Origin of the sequence: Streptomyces sp. Ru73 (assembly GCF_002920575.1) — a bacterium.
GTDB lineage: Bacteria > Actinomycetota > Actinomycetes > Streptomycetales > Streptomycetaceae > Streptomyces.
Genome location: NZ_PQSQ01000026.1, coordinates 59,379 through 79,671, shown reverse-complemented (window position 1 = coordinate 79,671; position 20,293 = coordinate 59,379). Strand labels below are relative to the sequence as shown.

Sequence of the window (20,293 nt, the reverse complement as noted above, 5' to 3'; positions counted from 1 at the left end):
AATCCGGGGCCGACCGCAGCGCCGCCCGGGTACGGCACGGTCCGCGATCCGCAGGGCTTCGCGCTGGCGGTGCCGGACGGGTTCACGCGTGCGTACGAGAAGCCGCGGGTGTACTACTACTCGGCGGGCAAGCGGTTCCGGCTGGGCATCCGGGTCCGGCCGCCGCAGCCGGGCGGGCCGCTGGCCATGCTGCGGGAGGCGCACCGGACGGGGCCGCGGAGCTATCCGGGGTACCGGGACGGCCGGGTCACCGCCACGTACCACCAGGGGCATCCGGCGGCGCTGTGGGAGTTCACCTGGGACGGCGGTGCCGGGGGCGGCGGGCCGCGGCACACGTACGACATGAGCTGGGCCGAGGGCGGCCGGACGTACGACGTGTGGATCTCGGCGCCGGTGGCCGACCGGGCGGAGGCGAAACGACACTTCGATACCGCGCTGGCCACCTTCCAGGTGCTGCGTACCCCGGCCACGGGCTGACCGGCCGCCGCCCGCCGGCATCGAATCCCCTGCCCAGCGGCGTTCTGGCCAGCGATTACTGGCGTAATTGTGGGCGGCCGGTGAAAACCTATTACCGGCGGGTACACAAAGCGTTCCCGTGGGCATACCCTCGGCGCCATGACGGACTCGCTGGACACCGCACAGACCGCCCCCGCCGACGGCAACCCGGTGGCCTCCGCCGCCGCGGGCACCCGCACCGCCGCCGACGTGGTCACCAAGGACCTCGTCGCCCGCCTCACCCGCGGCGTGGTGGGCAGCGGCCGGACGGCGAACCACACGCCGTTCACCGGCGAGGTCCTCGCCGAGCTGCCCGAGTCCACCCCCGAGGACGTCGCGGACGCCTTCGAGCGGGCCCGCGTCGCACAGCGCCAGTGGGCGGCCACCCCGGTCCGCAAGCGCGCCGCGATCCTGCTCCGCTTCCACGACCTGGTACTCCAGCGCCAGGCCGAGGTGCTGGACCTCATCCAGCTGGAGACCGGCAAGGCCCGGCTGCACGCGCACGAGGAGGTCCAGGCGGTCGCCGTCGCGGCCCGCCACTACGGCCGCAAGGCCCCCGCCTACCTGAAGCCCCAGGGCCACACCGGCGTCGTGCCGACCCTCACCAAGGTCACCGAACTCCGCAGGCCCAAGGGCGTGGTGGGCCAGATCGCCCCCTGGAACTACCCCTTCGAGCTGTCCGTCGGCGACGCCCTGCCGGCCTTTGTCGCGGGCAACGCCGTCGTGATGAAGCCCGACACCGAGACCGCGCTGACCGCCCTGTGGGCCCGCGAGCAGCTGATCGAGGCGGGTCTGCCGCCGGAGGTCTGGCAGGTCGTGATCGGTGACGGGCCCGTCGTCGGCCCCGAGGTCGTCAAGCACGCCGACTACGTCTCCTTCACCGGCTCCACCCGCACGGGCCGCGAGGTCGCCCAGGGCGCGGCGGCCCGGCTGGTGGGCTGCTCCCTCGAACTCGGCGGCAAGAACGCCATGCTGGTGCTGCACGACGCGGACCTGGACAAGGCGGCCGCCGGCGCCGTGCGCGGCTGCTTCTCCTCCGCCGGCCAGCTCTGCATCTCCATCGAGCGGCTGTACGTCCACGAGTCGGTCGCCGATGAGTTCGCCGAGCGCTTCGTGGCCCGCGTGAAGGCCATGCGCCTGGGCAACGCCCTGGCGTACGGCGCCGACATGGGCTCGCTGGTCGGCGAGCGCCAGCTGGAGACCGTCGTCCGGCACGTCGAGGAGGCCGTGGCCAAGGGCGCCAAGGTGCTCACCGGCGGCCGGCCGCGCCCCGACATCGGCCCGCTCTTCTACGAGCCCACCGTCCTCGACGGCGTCGAGGCCCCGATGGCCGTCTGCAACGAGGAGACCTTCGGCCCGGTCGTCTCGCTCTACCGCTTCCGCGACGAGGACGAGGCGGTCCGGCTCGCCAACGCCACGCCGTACGGCCTGAACTCCAGCGTCTGGACGAAGGACGGCCGCCGCGGCCGCAGCATCGCCGCCCGGCTGAACACCGGAACCGCCAACGTCAACGAGTCCTACGCGGCGGGCTACGGCAGCGTCCAGTCCCCGATGGGCGGCATGGGCGACTCCGGCCTCGGCCGCCGCCACGGCTCCGAGGGCATCCTCAAGTACACCGAGGCACAGACCGTCGCACACCAGCGGATCATGCCGCTGGCCCCGGCGTTCGGCATGGACGACGAGAAGTACGCGGCGTTCATGACCCTCAGCCTGAAGGCCATGAAGGCCCTCCGGCTCCGCTGACCCAGGACCACGAGACACCCCAACCCCTCACATCCAGAAGGCCGCACCCGCACCCGTACCGCACCCGCGCGAACCCGAGGAGAGCCGATGCCAGGGGAGAACTCTGCCCAGAGCCAGGAGCAGAAGACGGCGCACGGACCGTCGTACGACTACGACGTCCTCGTCGTGGGCAGCGGCTTCGGCGGCTCCGTGTCGGCCCTGCGGCTGACCGAGAAGGGATACCGGGTCGGCGTCCTGGAGGCCGGCCGCCGCTTCACCCGCGAGACGCTGCCCAAGAACTCCTGGGACCTCCGCAACTACCTCTGGGCCCCGGCCCTCGGCTGTTACGGCATCCAGCGCGTCCACCTGCTCGGCAATGTCATGGTCCTGGCAGGCGCCGGGGTGGGCGGCGGCTCGCTCAACTACGCCAACACGCTCTACGTGCCGCCGAAGCAGTTCTTCGACGACCAGCAGTGGGGCCACATCACCGACTGGCAGGACGAGCTCAAGCCGTTCTACGACCAGGCCCAGCGCATGCTCGGGGTACGCCTGAACCCCACCGTGACCCCCTCCGACGTGCACCTCAAGGCCGCCGCCGAGAAGATGGGCGTCGGCGACACCTTCCACCTCGCGCCCGTCGGCGTCTTCTTCGGCGACGGCAAGGACGCCGACGGCACGACGCGGACCGCACCCGGCGGCGAGGTGCCGGACCCCTACTTCGGCGGCGCGGGCCCGTCCCGCACGGCGTGCCACGAATGCGGCGAGTGCATGACCGGCTGCCGGCACGGCGCGAAGAACACCCTCACCGAGAACTACCTCTACCTCGCCGAGAAGGCGGGTGCGGTCATCCACCCGATGACCTCCGTCGTCGCCGTCACCGAGGACTCCCGCGGCGGCTTCGCCGTCAAGACGCTGCCCACCGACGACAAGCGCAAGGGCAAGGGCCGCACCTTCACCGCGCGCCGCGTCGTGCTCGCCGCCGGCACCTACGGCACCCAGACCCTGCTGCACCGGATGAAGGACACCGGCCTGCTGCCCCACCTCTCGCCCAAGCTCGGCGAGCTGACCCGCACCAACTCCGAGTCGCTGGTGGGCGCGCTGACCGACAACCGCCGCTACCGCAAGAAGACCGGCGAGAAGAAGGTCGACTTCACCCGCGGCGTCGCGATCACCTCGTCCATCCACCCCGACGCCGACACCCACATCGAGCCCGTCCGCTACGGCAAGGGCTCCAACGCGATGGGCGGCCTGTCCATCCTCCAGGTGCCGCTGCGGGACGGCGCGGCGGCCCGGGTCCTCGGCTGGCTCGGCCGGACCGTGCGCCACCCCGTGCTCACCGCCCGCGCGCTCTCCAACCGCCGCTGGTCGGAGCGGACCATCATCGGCCTGGTCATGCAGTCCCTGGACAACTCCCTGACCACGTACCGGAAGCCGGGCGGCATCGGCAAGGGCCTGCTCACCGCGCGCCAGGGCCACGGCGCGCCCAACCCGGTGCAGATCCCGGCCGCGACGCAGGCCGCCTCGCTGATCGCCGAGGACATCAACGGCTTCGCCGGCAGCAACATCGGCGAGCTGATGGGCACCCCGCTGACCGCGCACTTCCTCGGCGGCTGCCCGATCGGCGAGGACGCCGACCACGGCGTGATCGACCCGTACCACCGGCTCCACGGCCATCCCGGCATCTCCGTCGTCGACGGCTCGGCGGTCTCCGCGAACCTCGGCGTCAACCCGTCCCTGACCATCACCGCGCAGGCCGAACGCGCGATGTCCCTCTGGCCGAACAAGGGCGAGGCCGACCCCCGCCCGGCCCCCGGCCGCCCCTACCAGCGGCTGGCCCCGGTGGAGCCGCACCACCCGGCGGTCCCGGAAAAGGCCTTCGCGGCCCTGAAACTGCCCTTCGTACCGGTGCCCACGGTGCCGCCGAAGACGGCCTGAGCCGGGCACATCGAGCCCGTCCGGCGGTTGAGGACGTCTTTGACGTGTACGACGAGGGGCCGCACCCGGCAGTCCAGGTGCGGCCCCTCGCAGCTCAACCGGCTTTCAGCCGCCGTCAGGCGGCAGCCGCGCCCTCCGTCTTGCGACGGCGGACGACGAAGATCGCACCCGCGCCCACGGCCATCGTGACCCCGGCCACCGCCGCGATCGTCGGCAGCGCCGAGGACGAACCGGTCTCGGCGAGCTTGCCGGTGACCGGCAGCTCCTTCAGACCGCCCTGCGGGGCGGGCTTGTTCGGCTTCTTGTCACTCGGCCGCGGCTTGGCGGGCGGCACGGTGCCGGTGTCGCTGCCCGCGACCAGGATGTCGAAGTCGTACTCCGAGCCGTCGGAGTAGCCGCAGTCGCCCTTCGCGTTCTGGTAGGCACCGATGGCGAACGCGAAGCCGTAGCTGCCCGGCGTCTTCGCGTCGACCTTCAGCCGCAGCTTGGCGTCGGCGTACTCACCGGGCGCGAGGTCGGCGAGGGAGGCGAAGTAGCCGTACTCGTCAACGTTCTCCCAGACGCCCGCGCCCTCGTCGTACCACTGCACGGTCAGCAGGTGCGAGACGTCGTCGAAGTCCTCGTTCTCGATGGCCGAGAGCATGACGTACGCGTCGACGGACGTCATCGCCTCCTCGGAGACGTTCGTCGCGCGGAACGTGAAGTTGTGCCAGCCGGAACCGGCCACGACCTTGCTGGGCAGCCCGCGCAGCGTGGTGGTGATCGCCGCCTTGTCCGACGGGGTCTTGCACTCCGCGGGCTCGGTGGGCTTGTCGGAGGGCGTGGCCGGCGGGGTGGTGGAGGGCTCCTCGGTGGGCTTCTCGTCACCGGGCTTGTCGTTCCCCGGCTCCGCGTCGCCCGGGTTGTCGGTCGGCGTCTCGGTGGTGGCCCCGTCGGTGGGCTTCTCCTCGCCGTCCTTCGGCGGGTCCGTCGGGCCGGCGCTGTCCGAGGGCTCGGCGGACTCCGTGGACTTGTCGTCCGTGGCCGGGGTCTCCGTCTTTGAGCCGTTGTCGTCCGGCGTCGCCGGGCCGGCGGACTGCGTGGTGCCGGGGTCGTCGTCCGTCGCGTACGCGGCGGGTGCCGCGAGCAGCGCGGCGGGCGCGAGGACGGCCGCCGCTGCGGCAGCCGTCAGTGCACGGCGAAGCTTCATCGTGTCAAGACCTCTTCGGGGTCCGGAGTGCCGAGTGGGCGGCACGAAAGTGTGGCGGGCCGTCGCGGTGGGGCGCGGTATGGCCGTGCGTTTACACGTACATGACCACCGCAGTACCGAAAAGGTTGTACGTGATCTTCGGGGGCCGCCGGTGGGGGCCGGGGCGGGCAGAGCGAAGGGCCCCGAGGCGCCGTCCGCGAGGGGGGTGCGGGCGGCCGCGGGGCCCTTGCTGCCCGGCGCCGACGTCAGGGCAGCGGCGGCGCCGAAGGAAGGCGCCCGGGGGGTGGCGCCCGTAAAGCTCTTGGTCGTGCTCCGGCCTGTCGGCGCGGATCGTGCGGGGTACCGCTCGCGCACGGTCTGCAGGAACCATTCGTTCCATGGTGTAGACCAATGGCAGTACCAGAAGCCACCTCTGCGCGAGGTACTTGGCTCTTCATGCATCGTGGTGGATACGCCTCACCCGGCGCAACCGTTTCGACCGGATGCGGTCGGCCCCAGGCGTCCCCGGGGCCGACCGCCCCATCGGATGTGGCCGGGCTGCTGTCCCCTGCCGACCGGCCACAGCACCGCAGCGAGGTCCCACGGCGCCGTCCGCATCAACGCGGCCGGCGTCTCATCGCTGCGGCGGTTCCCGCCCACGGGCGGCGTCTACGCGTAGTCCTGCAGGCCGCGCCTGGCTGGCGTGGCACCGGGAACAACGAAGCCCCGCGCCGACCGGTCACGGTCCGTACGGGTGAGACGCCGCCCGAACGCAGATGCGCCCACGTCACGCACCCGCCCGCACGGGCCCGGCCGGCCGGGCCCGTGGAGCAGCGCCCGTTCAGACGTGCCGTTCAGATGCGCCCGCGGCACAGCTCCAGCAGCGTCATCGCGAGCGCCGTGCCGGGCCGGCCCAGCTGCTCGCGGAAGTGCTCCAGGATCTCCATCTCGCGGGAGAGGCTGACCCGGCGCCCGCCGGAGGCGATCCGTTCCCTCTGGATGACGGCCGAGACGGCCATCCGTTCCTGTACGAGGCCGATGATCCGGCCGTCGATATCGTCGATCCGGCGCCGCGCGTCACCGATCAGCGCGGCGGCCTCCTCGGTCCGCGCGCCGGTCTCGGGCCGCGGCCGGGCCGCCGCCGGCGCGGCCGCCGCGCCGCCCGCCGCGGGGCGTCCGGGCGCCGTGGCGTCCGTCACGGTCCGCGCGCGGGTGGCCGTCGTGGTCGCTGCCGTCCGGGTGCTGCTCGTCATGTCCGTCTCCTCGGGGTCTGAGTGCCCCGGATCCGCACCGCCCGGAGGAAAACACCAGCGCCCCGGGCCTTGTACGGCCCGGGGCGCCTGGTAAGTCGCTCGTCGCTGGTGTCAGCGGTTCGTGCAGCGCGACCTGTGGCAGCCGGACGGGCCGGTGCCATAGGTAAAGACGAAGGTCAGCTGCGTGAACATGGGGCTCAGTATGTGCCCGGTAGAATCGAAAGCACAACCCCGTAGCTCCACCACCGCCGGAAGGCCGCCGAAGTGTCAGCAGCGCCCCCCGCCGCCGCCCCGGATGTCGTCCTCGTTGTCGACTTCGGCGCGCAGTACGCCCAGCTCATCGCCCGCCGTGTCCGCGAGGCGCGGATCTACAGCGAGATCGTCCCGTCGACCATGCCGGTCGAGGAGATGCTCGCCAAGAACCCCAAGGCCATCATCCTCTCCGGCGGTCCGTCGTCCGTGTACGAGGAGGGCGCGCCGAGCATCGACCGTGCCCTGTTCGAGGCCGGTGTCCCGGTCTTCGGCATGTGCTACGGCTTCCAGCTCATGGCGGTGAAGCTCGGCGGCAAGGTCGACAACACCGGCGCCCGTGAGTACGGCCGCACCCCGCTGGCCGTCTCCAAGAACGCCTCGACGCTCTTCGAGGGCACCCCCGCCGAGCAGTCCGTGTGGATGTCGCACGGCGACGCGTGCTCCGCGGCCCCCGAGGGCTTCACGGTCACGGCCTCCACGGACGTCGTCCCGGTCGCCGCGTTCGAGAACGACGAGAAGAAGCTGTACGGCGTGCAGTACCACCCAGAGGTGATGCACACCACGCACGGCCAGCAGGTGCTGGAGCACTTCCTCTACCGCGGCGCCGGCATCGAGCCCAACTGGACGATGGGCAACATCATCGAGGAGCAGGTCGCCGCGATCCGCGAGCAGGTCGGCTCCAAGCGCGCGATCTGCGGCCTGTCCGGCGGCGTGGACTCCGCGGTGGCCGCAGCGCTCGTCCAGAAGGCCATCGGTGACCAGCTGACCTGTGTGTACGTCGACCACGGCCTGATGCGCAAGGGCGAGACCGAGCAGGTCGAGAAGGACTTCGTGGCCGCCACCGGCGTCCAGCTGAAGGTCGTCGACGCCTCCGAGCGCTTCCTCTCCGCCCTCGCCGGGGTCTCCGACCCCGAGGAGAAGCGGAAGATCATCGGCCGCGAGTTCATCCGCGTCTTCGAGCAGGCCCAGGCGGAGATCATCGCGGAGGCCGGCGCGGCGGGCGAGCCGGTCGAGTTCCTGGTGCAGGGCACGCTCTACCCGGACATCGTCGAGTCCGGCGGCGGCACGGGCACGGCCAACATCAAGTCCCACCACAACGTGGGCGGCCTCCCCGAGGACCTGGAGTTCAAGCTCATCGAGCCGCTCCGCCAGCTCTTCAAGGACGAGGTCCGGATGGTCGGCGCCGAGCTGGGCCTGCCGGAGGAGATCGTCCAGCGCCAGCCGTTCCCCGGGCCGGGCCTGGGCATCCGCATCGTCGGCGAGGTCACCAAGGAGCGGCTCGACCTCCTCCGCGAGGCCGACGCGATCGCCCGCGAGGAGCTGACCGCGGCCGGCCTGGACCGCGACATCTGGCAGTGCCCGGTGGTGCTCCTGGCCGACGTCCGCTCGGTCGGCGTCCAGGGCGACGGCCGCACGTACGGCCACCCGATCGTCCTCCGTCCCGTCTCCTCCGAGGACGCGATGACGGCCGACTGGACCCGCATGCCGTACGACGTGCTGGGCCGCATCTCCACCCGCATCACCAACGAGGTCAAGGACGTCAACCGCGTCGTCCTCGACGTCACCAGCAAGCCCCCGGGCACGATCGAGTGGGAGTGACTTGAGGGTCCCCCCCCCATCGGTAACGCCGGCGCCGCCACTCATTCGTATGAGTGGCGGCGCCGGCGTTCTTGCTGGGTACGCTGACCGCACGGCCCAGAATCCCGTCCATGGGAGGACTCATGACCGCCGAGACCGAGCACCACTGGCCGGTGCCGCCGCAGGACGGTTACACCGTGGACGACCTGCTGACGCTGCCCGACCTCCCGCCGCACACTGAGCTGCTCGACGGGAGCCTGATCTTCGTGAGCCCACAGCGCTACTTCCGTAGCATTGTGATCGACCTTCTGGCGAACGGGTTGCGCCGTACGGTGCCGCCCGAGCTGAAGGTCGTGCGCGAGATGACTGTGGTCATCGACAAGCGCAACGGTCCGGAGCCGGACATCGTCGTCGTGCGTACCGTTGCGGCGCGCTCTCGTACGCAAACCCAGTTCCAGGCCAGGGACGTGCTCCTCGCCGTCGAGGTGGTCTCCCCTGAATCCGAGGCCCGCGACCGCGACACGAAGCCGCACAAGTACGCGGGCGCCGGCATCCCCCACTTCTGGCGCGTGGAGATGTCCGGCATCGACGACCGCCCGACCGTCCACGTCTTCGAGCTCGACAAGGAAGACCGGACGTACTACCCCGTCGCAATCCACCGCGACCGCCTCAAGCTCGCCGCCCCCTTCGACATCGACATCGACCTCGCGGAGATCGACAACCTGTGACATGGCCGGAGTGGTGGCCCCACCAGCGTCCCGTTCCTCCGCCGGGCGGCTTCACCTCGGACGACCTCGACCGGCTGCCGGGGCTTCCCCGGCGTACCGAGCTGTTCGACGGTGACCTCGTCGCCCTCGAGCCCCGGACGGTGTGGCACTCCCGCGTCCTGAGCCTGCTGGAGCACGCGCTGGCGGGGCAGGCGCCGGACGGGTTCGAGGTCTTCCGGGAGTTCGACGTCAGGCTGGACGGGCGCAACCGCGTCGCCCCCGACGTCCTGGTGGCCACGGCCGGTGCCGATACCGGGCCGAAGGGCACCTGGCTGCGGCCCGAGGACGTCCTGCTGGCCGTCGAGGCCGTCTCGGACGATTCTGTGGAACCCGCAAGTACGCTGCTGCGGGCATCCCGCACTTCTGGCGGGTCGAGCGGAGGGCCGGACTGCCCGTCGTGCACGTCCATGAGCTCGGCGCGGCGACCGGGGACTACGCGCTCACCGGGACCCAGTACAACCGCCTCGGGACGGCGGCTCCCTTTCCCGTCGTCATCGACCTGACGGCGGTCGGCCGCAGGCGTGTCCGGCGGGCGATGGTTGACGCCCCACCCTCCGCTGCGGAAAATTGATTCCGTACTACGAAACAAGACTCCGCGATGCGGAAGTGAGTGGGGCGTACGGCATGAGCACCATCGGTTTCATCGGACTCGGGATCATGGGCAGCCCGATGGCGGTCAATCTGGCGAAGGCCGGGCACACCGTGCGCGGGTGGAACCGCAGCCCGGGGAAGGCGGGGGCGCTCGTCGAGGCCGGCGGGACCGAGGCGGGGAGCATCGCCGAGGCCGTCCGGGACGCCGACGTCGTCATCACGATGGTGCCCGCCTCGCCGCAGGTCGAAGAGGTCGCGTACGGCGAGGACGGCATCCTCGCGCACGCGAAGGACGGCGCGCTGCTGATCGACATGTCCTCGATCACCCCGCAGACCTCCATCGAGCTGGCGGCCCGTGCCAAGGAGCACGGCGTGCGGGTGCTGGACGCGCCCGTGTCCGGCGGTGAGGCCGGCGCGGTCGAGGGCGTCCTCTCGATCATGGTCGGCGGTGAGCAGGCGGACTTCGAGGCCGCCCGCCCGGTCTTCGAGGCGATGGGCAAGACCATCGTGCACTGCGGCCCGCACGGCGCCGGCCAGACCGTGAAGGCCGCCAACCAGCTGATCGTCGCGGTCAATCTGGAGGCGTGCGCGGAGGCCATCGGCTTCCTGGAGAAGTCCGGCGTCGACCTGCCGGCGGCCCTTGAGGTGCTGAACGGCGGGCTCGCCGGCTCGGCCGTCCTCACCCGCAAGATGGCCAACTTCCTGGAGGGCGACTACCGCCCCGGCTTCAAGCTCGCGCTGCACCACAAGGACATGGGCATCGTCACGGACGCCGCCCGCGCGGTCGGCGCCACCCTGCCCGTCGGCGCGACCGCTGCGCAGCTCGTCGCCTCCGCCGTGGCACGCGGCGACGGCGACCTGGACCACTCGGCGCTGCTCCGCGGCGTCCGCCTGATGAGCGGCGAGGGCGAGAAGTAAGCGGGGGAGCGGACCCTGCCGGGCGGGCGGGTGCCGGGAGTTCACACCACCTCCACGGCAACCGCCCGCCCCATGTCTGGTCTCTTCACGTACCCCGGCGTAGCTTCCCGAGCGAGTCGCACACGAGGAGAGCCGGGATGCCGTACCCCACGCCGATACCCACCGAGCAGCTGCAGTTCGCGATGCCCCCGACGCACGCGACCGTCGAAGAGGAGCGCCGCCACCGCAAGGAGCGGCTCGCCGCGGCGCTGCGGCTCTTCGGGCGGTACGGCTTCGAGGAGGGCGTGTCGGGCCATCTCACCGCCCGGGACCCGGAGTTCACCGACTGCTTCTGGGCGAACCCCTTCGGGATGTCCTTCCGGCACGTCAGCGTCAGCGACCTGCTCCTCGTCGACCGCGAGGGACAGGTCGTCGAGGGACGCCACCACGTCAACCAGGCGGCCTTCGCCATTCACGCGCAGATCCACGCGGCCCGCCCCGACGTGGTCGCCGTGGCCCACAGCCACTCCACGTACGGCCGGGCGCTGTCCGCGCTGGGCGAGCTGCTGGAGCCGATCACCCAGGACGTCTGCGCGTTCTACGAGGACCACGCGCTCTTCGACGAGTACACCGGCGTGGTCGTGGACGAGGCGGAGGCGCGGCGGATCGCGGCGGCGCTCGGCCCCCACAAGGCGCTGATCCTGCGCAACCACGGGCTGCTGACGGTCGGCGACTCGGTGGACGCCGCCGCCTGGTGGTTCCTCACGATGGAACGGTCCTGCAAGGTGCAGTTGACCGCGAAGGCGGCGGGCAAGCCGGTGCTCATCGACCACGGCAGCGCCATGCGCACCCGGGAACAGCTCGGCAGCGACCTGGTGGCCTGGATCAACCACCAGCCGCTGTACCAGCAGATCAGCCGCGAGGAGCCGGACCTCTTCGGCTGAGGCGGGCCACCGCACCCGGCCGGCGCCCCGCCCGCCCCCGGCCCGCACCCCGGCCCCGTGACCGGAGCGCACCCCTCCGGAGCAGGGCGGTTGGCGCCGGCCTCGCCCGCTCGGCACAATGCGTCGCCAGCGCTGCCGTCAAGGGAGCGGTGGACGGCGACTACGGGTGGCGGGCGGTACGGGAAGTGTCGGTGGACGCGGCGGGCCGGCGGGCCGGGCAGCACGGGCAGGCCACGGCGGACGGACGCGGCCGGGCAGCCCCGGCCGCGGGAACGAGTACGAGCAGTACGGGCACGAGTACGGCCACGGGCGCGCCGGACACGGGGACGGGGTGCACGTGCGGGGACTGCCCGCACGGCGCCCGCACGGGACACCGGCAGGCGGTCGCCGCGTTCGTCGCGCTGCGCGAGGACTGCGCCGCGGGCCGCGGCGTACCGGCCGGCCTGGCGCACTCCGCCGGCGCGGCCCGCCAGTGGATCTCCGACGAACTCACCCAGTCGGCGCGCACGGTTGCCGAGCGCGCCGCCGCCGAGGGCCGTGCGCGCCGGGAAGCCGCCCGGCGCCGTACGCCGCCGGTCCTGTGGGGCGCGGTCGGCGTGCTGCTCATCGGCGAGGCGCTCACCGCGATCGCCGCCGGCTGGACGGACGCCCGTACGGCGGCGCTGGCCGCGGCCGTCGTGCTGGCCGCGCTGCTCACCGCGCTCGCCGTGCGGCACCGTGCGCACGGCGGCCTGCTCGCGCCGCTGACCGGTGAGGACGGCCGGCTGTCCACCTCCCGCACGGTCGCCACGGCCTGGCTGCTGCCCGTCGTCTGGCTCGTTCTGATGTACGCGGCGCGGCTGGCGCTGGCCCCGGACGCCGCCGAGCGCCGCCGGCTGCTCGCGGGGCTCGACCTCGCGCGCGGCGCCGGACTGCTCACCGTGGTGGCGCTCGCCTGTGCCGCCGCGGTCGCCGCCGCCCGCCTGGTGTCCGTACGGATCCGTGCCGGGCGGCTGCAGAAGGTGCCGGCGGAGTATCCGCGCGCCGGTGACCTGCTGACCGACGACGCGGGCCGCGGCAGCTTCGCGGACGCGCAGTACGTGCTGCTCAACGCGGTCGCCGTGGTGTTCGCCGCGGTCCGCCTCGCCGTCGAGCCCGACCGGCTCCCGGACCTCCCGTGGGGGCTGGTGGTGCTGGCGGCGGTCAGCGCGGCCACGTACCTGGCGGGCAAGTACGCGGAGGGCGGCCGCCCGGTCGTGCTGTCCGTCGTGCGGGCCCGCGAGATCGGCGGCCTGGACGGGCCCGTCCGCACCGGCGACGACATCGAGATCCGCGGCAGCGGCTTCGTGCCGCCGGGTGCCCAGCCGCCGCACCGGCTGGCCGGCACGGTCGTCCGCATCGGCACGGTCGACGTCCACGTGCCGCTGGTGCCGGTCCCGGGCGGCTTCGCCAACCCCTCGGACAGTGCGCTGGTCGTCCCGGTCCCGGCCGACGTGGAACCGGGCCGCGCCGAGGTACGCGTCATCACCGCGTCCGGCGCCGAGTCCGCGGCGTACCCGCTGTTCATCCAGGACTGACGGCCCGGAGGTGCGCGGGGAGCGGCCGCGCGTGACAGTGGCAGGAGAAGCCACGGACCGGTCAGGAGTGGCGTACGGAGGCTCGGCGCACCCTTGATCCGCCCGCTGCCGTTGAATGTTCTGTGACGCCCGGTCCGTATCAGTCTTCGAACGCCCGCCTGCGGGCAGAATCGTCCGCGCCGGGCGGCGACGGAGAGGCGGGAGGACATCATGGTGCACTCGGGAAGATCGCTCGCGGTCGACCACGGAGGATCGGGCGGCGGGCACGGTCCCGGCGGGCTGCGCGGCCTGCTGGGCCGGTACGCGCTGCTGCCGCTGCGGATCTTCCTCGGCGTCACGTTCATCTACGCGGGCCTGGACAAGCTCACCGACCCCGGCTTCTTCGCGGCCTCGGGCAACGGCTCGATCGGCGAGCTGATGCGGCAGTCGCGGGACTCCGCCGGTGTGCCGGCGCTGGTCGACCTGGCGCTGCACGGCCCCGCCGCCTTCGGCTACGCCATCGCAGCGGGCGAGCTGGCGGTCGGCGTCGGCGTGCTCCTCGGCGTCCTCGGCCGGCTCGCGGCCTGCGGCGGCGCGCTGATCTCGCTGAGCCTCTGGCTGACCGTCAGCTGGTCGGCCACGCCGTACTACTACGGCAACGACCTCGCGTACCTGATGGCGTGGCTGCCGCTGGTGCTGGCCGGCACGCCGTACCTCTCCCTCGACGCCCTGTACGCCCGGCGCCGCCGCCGCTTCGGCCGCCACCTCATCGGCTGACGGCGGCCTTCCGGGCCTTCAGGAGGCCGGTCGGCCGGTGGGGTCCGGGTCCGCCGGCGGCAGTTCCCCGCCCCGCCGGCGGCGGACCAGGCCGTACAGCGCCGAGACCCCGCCGCTGAGGAACAGCCCGGCGGGCAGCGCGATCAGCGGCCAGGCGCCGGGTACGTCGACGCGGCCCGCTGAGTCCAGCAGGTACACCCCGCCGATGCCGAGCGCGGTCAGGCCCGTGACGAGCCGCGCGGGCTGGAATTCATGCCGCATCATGGTCGGCCGCCTCCTGTCGCTGCGGTACGGCCGGAACCTCCGCCGCACCCGGTGCCGCCGCCCCGGCGGGTGTCTCCGGCACCTCCGCCGTGGGCGTCCCCGGCACCGCCGGCGTGCCCGTCGGCAGAACATGGTCCACCTCGGCCTGGCCGAGCCCCACTTCGAGCCGCAGGTCCAGCGTGCCGTGCGGCCGTTCGCCCTTCTCGAGGCCGTGCGCGGGCAGCGTCACCGTCCGCGTCCGGTCCGCGTGGACGTCCACGTTGTCGGGCGCCTCGTCCGGCAGCTGGATGTCGCCGAACCCGACCTCGACGTGCAGCCGCGTCCGTACGCCCTCCGGCAGCGTCACCCGCAGCAGCCCGGCGCCCACCTCGGCGCGCGTCCGGACCGTCTCGCCGTCCTTCGGCCGCAGCCCGCTGAGGTCCAGGTGACCGCGGCCCGCGCCCAGTTCGTACGAAGGGCGCAGCTCGGCGGGGGTCGCTGCGGTCCAGGTACGGGCGTCCCAGTCGGTGGTGAGGTTGCGCGGCAGGACCGCCGCCGCGCCCAGCAACAGCGCGGTGAGCACCACCATGAAGACCGTGCCGCCGCCGGTCCGGCCCAGCCACGCGCTCAGCACCAGCCCGAGCCCGAACACCACCAGCGCCGCCGCCAGCCCCGCCTGCAGGCTGCCCGGCAGCGAACCGGCGTGCCAGGAAGGGGCCGCGGCCGCCGCGCCCGCGGCCAGCGCCAGCAGGAAGGTGAGGCCGCCGATCGACCGGCCGGACCGCTTCGCCCGCCGCGGCTCCCCGGCATCCGGCCGCACCGTGGCCCCCGCGCCGGCCCCGCCCGTGCCGGCGTGGCTCCGCCCCGGTACGTCGTATCCGGCCGCCGCCGCTTCGTACGACGGGGTGTCGGCGGGCCCCCACAGATAGCCGGTGCGCCCGGTGTGCGGGCCCGCCGCCGTGCCGTCCTTGGCGAGCGGGTCCCGCCACCAGGAGGGGCCGCCCGGCGTGGGCGGCGCCTGCGTCTCGGGCGGCGCGTCCGCGACGGCCTGCGCGGTCACCGGGTCCACCGGGCCGGGGCCCCGCGTCGCCGTCCGCCGGTGCTTGGACCAGTACGCCGAGCCGGCCACCGCGAGCGCGAGCATGACCGTGAACGCCATGCCGCCGCCCCGGCCGAGCACCGACAGGAAGAGCCCGCAGCCGACCAGCGCCGTCAGGATCGCGGTCAGCGCGGTGCCCTCGACACGCCCGGACAGCAGCCGCCGCCCCTCGTTCTCGTCCTCGCCCTCCACCGGGATCAGCAGCCAGGCGAGGCCGTACGCGATGAGGCCGATGCCGCTGCTGACGGCCAGCACCGCGAGCACGATGCGGAAGATCACCGGGTCCAGGTCCCAGTGCCGCCCCAGGCCGCCGCACACCCCGGCCACGACCTTGTGGCGGCTGCGCCGCAGCGGGGGCGCGACCGGGGGCGGCGGGTCGGCGGTGGCGCCGGCCGGCGGCCCGGAAGGAGGAGCATCGTTCATGCGCCCATGGTGGCAAGCGGAACCGCCGCCCGGTATCAGTGACAACCCTGGCCGGTCCCTGAGATCCCGGACGGCGCATCCCCGACACGGAGGACACTCCTGACACCCCCGGCAATTCCCGGGGTCCGGAGTGTGTAACGGGCTCGACCGGCCGGTAACGCGTGGGGCTCCGTTGACTATCGTTGTCCTCTGACGGGTTATGGGGGAACCGGAGGACATGCGGTGCTGGAGGCTGCGGTGGACGAGGGTCGGCTGGTCGCCGGGCGGTACCGCCTGCTCGAACGGATCGGCCAGGGCGGGATGGGCACCGTATGGCGGTCCCAGGACGAACTGCTCGGCCGCCAGGTCGCGGTCAAGCGGCTGCACGCCTCGTCGCTCCAGCTGGAGCCGGACGAGCTGGCCATGCGCAACGAACGCACCCGCCGCGAGGCACAGGCCGCGGCGCGCATCAACCACTCCAACGTGGTCGGCGTGCACGACGTCGTGGACGACGCCGGCCTGCCCTGCATCGTCATGGAGTACGTCCCGTCCGTGACGCTCGGCGACGTCATCAAGGAGGCCGTGCTCTCCGGCGGCGGCATACCGCCCGCCGAGGCCGCCCGCATCGGCCGCGGCATGATCGCCGCGCTGCGCGCCGCGCACTCGGCGGGCGTCCTGCACCGCGACGTCAAGCCCGGCAACGTGCTGCTCGGCGAGGACGGCCGGGTGGTGCTCACCGACTTCGGGATCGCGGTGGCCAGCGGCACCTCCACCCTCACCAAGACCGGCGAACTGGTCGGCTCCATAGACTATTTGGCGCCCGAGCGGGTCAAGGGCGGTACGCCGGGCCCGGCTTCCGACCTGTGGGCGCTGGGCGCGACGCTGTACCAGGCGGTCGAGGGCCGGCCCCCGTTCCGCAAGAACACCGCGGTCGAGACGGCGTACGCGATCGCCGTCGACCCGCTCGAACCGCCCCGCAACGCCGGCCCGCTCACCGCCCTCATCGAGGCGCTGCTCGCCAAGGACCCGGCGGACCGCCCGACCGCCGAGGCCGTCGAGCGCACCCTCCGCGCGCCCGCCTCCGAGGCCATGACGGAACTGATCACGGTCGAGGGCTTCCCGACGACGGCCACGGGACCGGGAGCGAGTACGGAAACGGGAGCGACCACGGAACCGGGTGCGGGGCCGGGCACGAGGCCGGGCCCGGCAATGGGCACGTCGTCGGTACCGGCCACCGGCAGTACGACGGCCACGCCCCCGTCCGCGCCGGTCGTCTGGCCGACCGTCGTGCCGGGCGCCGGAACGAGCGGCACCGGCACGGGAAGCGGCACCGGTTCTCCCACCGGCACGGGCGCGGCGACCGGTACGGGCACCGGCGCCGGCAGCGGTACCGGCGTGCCCCTCCCCTCCGTCCCCGCCCAGCGGGACACCACAACCAGCCCCGTCCCCGTGGAGGGGGCCGCCGCCCCCGCGCGCCGCCGTCCGCTGCGCTTCGTCCTGTGGGGCGCGGTGGCCCTGGTGACCGCCGGGGCGGTCACGGCCGGGGTGCTGCACTTCCTCCGGGACGGCGGCGGGGTCCAGTCGGCCCCGGAGCCGACCGCCTCAGCGAGCGCGGGCAAGCCGGCCCGGCCGAAGGTGCCGAAGGGCTACCACCTCGTCACGGAGAAGAAGTTCGGCATCTCCTTCCCGGTGCCGAACGGCTGGACCCGCCAGTACATGCCGGACCGTTCCGAGGTGGACTACCTCCACCCCAACGGGCTCGTCGGCCTGAAGGTCAGCGTGCTGAACTTCGCCAGCTCCAACCACGTCCGCCACTTCGAGCAGGTCGAGCAGCAGCTCCGGGCCAAGTCGCAGGGGTACGAGCGGCTGCGGCTGCAGGACACGCTGTTCCGGGGGCAGCCCGCCGCGATCTGGGAGTTCAGCTTCCAGGGCAGGGCGCGCGACTTCCGCGCCATCGACCTCGGCTTCGGCAAGGAGGGCGACGACGAGTACGCCATCTACCTGTCGGCCCCGAAGGCCCAGTGGGCGAAGTACGTGAACGTCTTCAACGTGGCCCGCGACGGCTTCCGCGACAACCGGCCCAACGACTGAGGCCCGACGACCGAGGCTCAACGACCGAGGCTCAACGACCGAGGCCTAACGACCGGCGCCCGCCGACCGGGGCCGCGGCCGACGGCCGCCCGCCTCTCACGGGCGGCCGGCCGCGACCGATCAGGGGACCGTCAGGGTCGACCCTGATGCCCGGACGTCCGTCCGCATGTGACGATCGGGACCATGACGACCGCACCGCCCCGCACCGAGGGCCCGTACGCCCCGGTGCCCGACCCCGCAGACCTGCCCCCGCGCCGCCTCTACCGCAGCGCCGACGGCCGGCTCCTCGGCGGCGTCGCCCGCGGCCTGGCGGGCCACCTGGGGCTGCCCGTCTCCTGGGTGCGGATCGTCTTCGTCGCGCTCTTCGTGGCACAGGGCATGGGCGCCCTCCTGTACGCCGCGTTCTGGTTCTTCGTGCCCCTCGGGGTCGGCGGCGTCGACGACCGCCGGCAGGCGGCACACGGCTGGTACGCCCCCGAGGGCACGGCCGCACCGGACGGGCGCCGCCGCCGGTTCCGCCGCCCGGACAAGGGGCAGATCTTCGCGCTGATCGCGCTGGTCATCGGCGCCTCCGTGCTCGCCTCCAACTTCCAGCTCGGCCGGGCCAACGCCTACCTGTGGCCGGTGCTGCTGATCGGCGCGGGCGTCGCCCTCGTATGGCGGCAGGCCGACAACGCCCGCCGCGCCCAGTGGCTGGAGCTCGGCCGCCGCAAGGGCGTCCTGCCCTTCGTGCGCGGCGCTGCCGGCGTCCTCCTGGTCGGCATCGGCGTCACCGCCATCGTGATCCTCCAAGGCTCCGTCCGGAACCTCGGCTCGGTCCTGCAGGCCGCGCTCGCCGTCGTCGTCGGCATCGCCCTGCTCGCGGGCCCCTACCTCGTCCGCATGACGCAGGACCTCTCCGAGGAGCGCCTGATGCGCATCCGCGCCCAGGAGCGGGCAGAGGTCGCGGCCCACGTCCACGACTCCGTCCTGCACACCCTCACCCTCATCCAGCGCAGCGCCGACGACCCCAGGGAAGTCGCCCGGCTCGCCCGCGCGCAGGAGCGGGAGCTGCGCGCCTGGCTGTACAAGCCGGAGGGCCGCGGCAAGGACGAGGCCGAGGAGCCGGACCGCCTCGCCGACGCCGTCCGCAAGGCGGCGGCCGAGGTCGAGGACGCGCACGGCGTGCCGATCGAGGTCGTGGTCGTCGGCGACTGCCCGCTGGACGAACGGCTCGGCGCCCAGTTGCAGGCCGCGCGCGAGGCGATGGTCAACGCCGCCAAGTACGGTGGCAGCGGCGGTGCCGTGCAGGTCTTCGCCGAGGTCGAGGACGGGCGGGTCTTCGTGTCGGTACGCGACCGCGGCCCCGGCTTCGACCTGGACGCGGTGCCGGCGGACCGGATGGGCGTACGGGAGTCCATCATCGGGCGGATGCGCCGCAACGGCGGTACGGCACGGCTGCGCTCGGCCCCGGACGGGGGGACGGAAGTGGAACTGGAGATGGAGAGGGCCGCGGAATGAACGGCACGGAAGCAGCGCAGGGGAGCGGTGGCGAGGGGGCGGCCCGGCGGGCGCGGGTGGTGCTCGTCGACGACCACCGGATGTTCCGCACGGGCGTGCAGGCCGAGATCGGGCAGACCGACGTGACGGGCGTCGAGGTGGTCGGCGAGGCCGCCGACGTCGACCAGGCGGTCACGGTCATCACGGCCACCCGCCCCGAGGTCGTCCTGCTCGACGTGCACCTGCCGGGCGGCGGTGGCGTCGAGGTGCTGCGCCGGTGCGCTTCCCTCATGGCCGACCCGGAGCGCCCGGTCCGCTTCCTGGCCCTGTCGGTCTCGGACGCGGCGGAGGACGTCATCGGCGTCATCCGCGGCGGCGCGCGCGGCTACGTCACCAAGACGATCACCGGTGCCGACCTGGTCGACGCGATCTTCCGCGTGGCGGACGGCGACGCGGTCTTCTCGCCGCGGCTGGCCGGCTTCGTCCTCGACGCCTTCGCGTCCACGGACGCCCCGCCCGTCGACGAGGACCTCGACCGGCTCACCCAGCGCGAGCGCGAGGTGCTGCGGCTGATCGCCCGCGGCTACGCGTACAAGGAGATCGCCAAGCAGCTCTTCATCTCCGTGAAGACGGTCGAGTCCCACGTCTCCGCGGTCCTCCGCAAGCTCCAGCTCTCCAACCGCCACGAACTCACCCGCTGGGCGACGGCCCGCCGCCTGATCTGACGTCACGGGGGAGGGGCGAGCGGGGCGGGCCGGTCCGGCGGGAGTCCGCGGAGTCCGCCGGGCCCGCCCGTGCGGCGGGCAGTGTACGCGCCCTTCCGGCGTTCCGTGTGCCGCGCGCGAAACGCCACCCGATGTCCTGAGTGTTCCCCCGGTCATATGCGGAAGGTCACCGCTCGGGCTTACGTTATGGAGTCACGGCCCGTGTACACGACGGCGTGGTACACGGCGCGCTTCCCCGGAGGTGGGCTGTGACGGACGCCCGGCGCTACGGCGGCAACCGGATCGAGCTGTGGCGGAGGCAGGCGGGAGTCCCCGCCGCCTTCCACTGAACCGCGATGAG

At 73.2% G+C, this 20,293-nt stretch carries 16 protein-coding genes and 1 pseudogene; 13 read left to right on the top strand and 4 right to left on the bottom strand.

What is annotated here, in order from left to right:
* The 3 genes and pseudogenes from C3486_RS37270 to C3486_RS14575 form a co-directional block, all read left to right on the top strand.
* A pseudogene (locus C3486_RS37270) lies at positions 1–477 on the top strand (serine/threonine protein kinase); the annotation flags it as partial.
* A gap of 138 nt (positions 478–615) precedes the next feature.
* Positions 616–2,238 (top strand): succinic semialdehyde dehydrogenase, encoded by a 1,623-nt coding sequence (locus C3486_RS14580; protein WP_103833104.1) that lies wholly within the window; start codon positions 616–618, stop codon positions 2,236–2,238.
* An 87-nt stretch (positions 2,239–2,325) separates the two neighbouring features.
* The gene (locus tag C3486_RS14575; RefSeq protein ID WP_103833103.1) at positions 2,326–4,152 is read left to right on the top strand and encodes a GMC family oxidoreductase; all 1,827 of its coding nucleotides are present in this window, start codon (positions 2,326–2,328) and stop codon (positions 4,150–4,152) included.
* Between the two features lie 115 nt (positions 4,153–4,267).
* Here C3486_RS14575 and C3486_RS36930 read toward each other — a convergent pair whose 3' ends face one another.
* Together C3486_RS36930 and C3486_RS14560 are read right to left on the bottom strand one after the other, a co-directional pair.
* Positions 4,268–5,341: an LAETG motif-containing sortase-dependent surface protein gene (locus C3486_RS36930; protein ID WP_146075001.1), complete on the bottom strand. Its 1,074-nt coding sequence runs from the start codon at positions 5,339–5,341 to the stop codon at positions 4,268–4,270.
* A gap of 833 nt (positions 5,342–6,174) precedes the next feature.
* Entirely contained in the window at positions 6,175–6,573 is a 399-nt protein-coding gene (locus C3486_RS14560) for a chorismate mutase (protein ID WP_103833100.1), read from the bottom strand.
* A 264-nt stretch (positions 6,574–6,837) separates the two neighbouring features.
* On the opposite strand from C3486_RS14560, the gene guaA reads away from it, so the two are divergent.
* The 7 genes from guaA to C3486_RS14525 all read left to right on the top strand — a co-directional run bounded on the left by guaA (position 6,838) and on the right by C3486_RS14525 (position 13,914).
* Entirely contained in the window at positions 6,838–8,424 is a 1,587-nt protein-coding gene (gene guaA, locus C3486_RS14555) for a glutamine-hydrolyzing GMP synthase (RefSeq protein ID WP_103833099.1), read from the top strand.
* Between the two features lie 110 nt (positions 8,425–8,534).
* Positions 8,535–9,131 (top strand): Uma2 family endonuclease, encoded by a 597-nt coding sequence (locus C3486_RS14550; protein ID WP_103833098.1) that lies wholly within the window; start codon positions 8,535–8,537, stop codon positions 9,129–9,131.
* On the top strand, positions 9,128–9,673 hold the full coding sequence (locus tag C3486_RS14545) for a Uma2 family endonuclease (protein WP_308461239.1): 546 nt from the start codon (positions 9,128–9,130) through the stop codon (positions 9,671–9,673). The genes C3486_RS14550 and C3486_RS14545 overlap by 4 nt, the downstream gene beginning before the upstream one ends.
* A gap of 121 nt (positions 9,674–9,794) precedes the next feature.
* Positions 9,795–10,679 carry a 2-hydroxy-3-oxopropionate reductase gene (locus tag C3486_RS14540; RefSeq protein ID WP_103833097.1) on the top strand — a complete coding sequence of 295 codons (885 nt, stop codon included), beginning with the start codon at positions 9,795–9,797 and terminating at the stop codon, positions 10,677–10,679.
* 137 nt (positions 10,680–10,816) lie between these two features.
* Positions 10,817–11,602, top strand: coding sequence for a class II aldolase/adducin family protein (locus tag C3486_RS14535; RefSeq protein WP_103833096.1), 786 nt, complete (start codon positions 10,817–10,819; stop codon positions 11,600–11,602).
* A gap of 149 nt (positions 11,603–11,751) precedes the next feature.
* Entirely contained in the window at positions 11,752–13,158 is a 1,407-nt protein-coding gene (locus tag C3486_RS14530) for a hypothetical protein (RefSeq protein ID WP_258052781.1), read from the top strand.
* Positions 13,159–13,368: 210 nt separating this feature from the next.
* Positions 13,369–13,914: a DoxX family membrane protein gene (locus tag C3486_RS14525; protein WP_103833095.1), complete on the top strand. Its 546-nt coding sequence runs from the start codon at positions 13,369–13,371 to the stop codon at positions 13,912–13,914.
* Positions 13,915–13,932: 18 nt separating this feature from the next.
* On the opposite strand, the gene C3486_RS14520 is transcribed toward C3486_RS14525, so the two are convergent.
* Entirely contained in the window at positions 13,933–14,178 is a 246-nt protein-coding gene (locus C3486_RS14520; RefSeq protein WP_103833094.1) for a hypothetical protein, read from the bottom strand.
* The gene (locus tag C3486_RS14515; protein ID WP_103833093.1) at positions 14,165–15,679 is read right to left on the bottom strand and encodes a PspC domain-containing protein; all 1,515 of its coding nucleotides are present in this window, start codon (positions 15,677–15,679) and stop codon (positions 14,165–14,167) included. The genes C3486_RS14520 and C3486_RS14515 overlap by 14 nt, the downstream gene beginning before the upstream one ends.
* Positions 15,680–15,901: 222 nt before the next feature.
* Between C3486_RS14515 and C3486_RS14510 the strand changes: the two genes are divergently transcribed.
* From C3486_RS14510 to C3486_RS14500, 3 genes are all read left to right on the top strand, one after another.
* Positions 15,902–17,749, top strand: a complete 1,848-nt coding sequence (locus tag C3486_RS14510; protein WP_103833092.1) for a serine/threonine-protein kinase — start codon at positions 15,902–15,904, stop codon at positions 17,747–17,749.
* 183 nt (positions 17,750–17,932) lie between these two features.
* Entirely contained in the window at positions 17,933–19,249 is a 1,317-nt protein-coding gene (locus C3486_RS14505) for an ATP-binding protein (RefSeq protein WP_103833112.1), read from the top strand.
* The gene (locus C3486_RS14500; protein WP_103833091.1) at positions 19,246–19,953 is read left to right on the top strand and encodes a response regulator transcription factor; all 708 of its coding nucleotides are present in this window, start codon (positions 19,246–19,248) and stop codon (positions 19,951–19,953) included. The genes C3486_RS14505 and C3486_RS14500 overlap by 4 nt, the downstream gene beginning before the upstream one ends.
* The last annotated feature ends 340 nt before the right edge of the window (positions 19,954–20,293 follow it).

Bases quoted from the DNA above. Each gene is read 5' to 3' on its own strand.
- C3486_RS14580 (WP_103833104.1), top strand. From the start codon at position 616: ATGACGGACTCGCTGGACACCGCACAGACCGCCCCCGCCGACGGCAAC.
- C3486_RS14575 (WP_103833103.1), top strand. From the start codon at position 2,326: ATGCCAGGGGAGAACTCTGCCCAGAGCCAGGAGCAGAAGACGGCGCAC.
- C3486_RS36930 (WP_146075001.1), bottom strand. From the start codon at position 5,341: ATGAAGCTTCGCCGTGCACTGACGGCTGCCGCAGCGGCGGCCGTCCTC.
- C3486_RS14560 (WP_103833100.1), bottom strand. From the start codon at position 6,573: ATGACGAGCAGCACCCGGACGGCAGCGACCACGACGGCCACCCGCGCG.
- C3486_RS14550 (WP_103833098.1), top strand. From the start codon at position 8,535: ATGGGAGGACTCATGACCGCCGAGACCGAGCACCACTGGCCGGTGCCG.
- C3486_RS14540 (WP_103833097.1), top strand. From the start codon at position 9,795: ATGAGCACCATCGGTTTCATCGGACTCGGGATCATGGGCAGCCCGATG.
- C3486_RS14535 (WP_103833096.1), top strand. From the start codon at position 10,817: ATGCCGTACCCCACGCCGATACCCACCGAGCAGCTGCAGTTCGCGATG.
- C3486_RS14525 (WP_103833095.1), top strand. From the start codon at position 13,369: ATGGTGCACTCGGGAAGATCGCTCGCGGTCGACCACGGAGGATCGGGC.
- C3486_RS14520 (WP_103833094.1), bottom strand. From the start codon at position 14,178: ATGATGCGGCATGAATTCCAGCCCGCGCGGCTCGTCACGGGCCTGACC.
- C3486_RS14515 (WP_103833093.1), bottom strand. From the start codon at position 15,679: ATGAACGATGCTCCTCCTTCCGGGCCGCCGGCCGGCGCCACCGCCGAC.
- C3486_RS14505 (WP_103833112.1), top strand. From the start codon at position 17,933: ATGACGACCGCACCGCCCCGCACCGAGGGCCCGTACGCCCCGGTGCCC.
- C3486_RS14500 (WP_103833091.1), top strand. From the start codon at position 19,246: ATGAACGGCACGGAAGCAGCGCAGGGGAGCGGTGGCGAGGGGGCGGCC.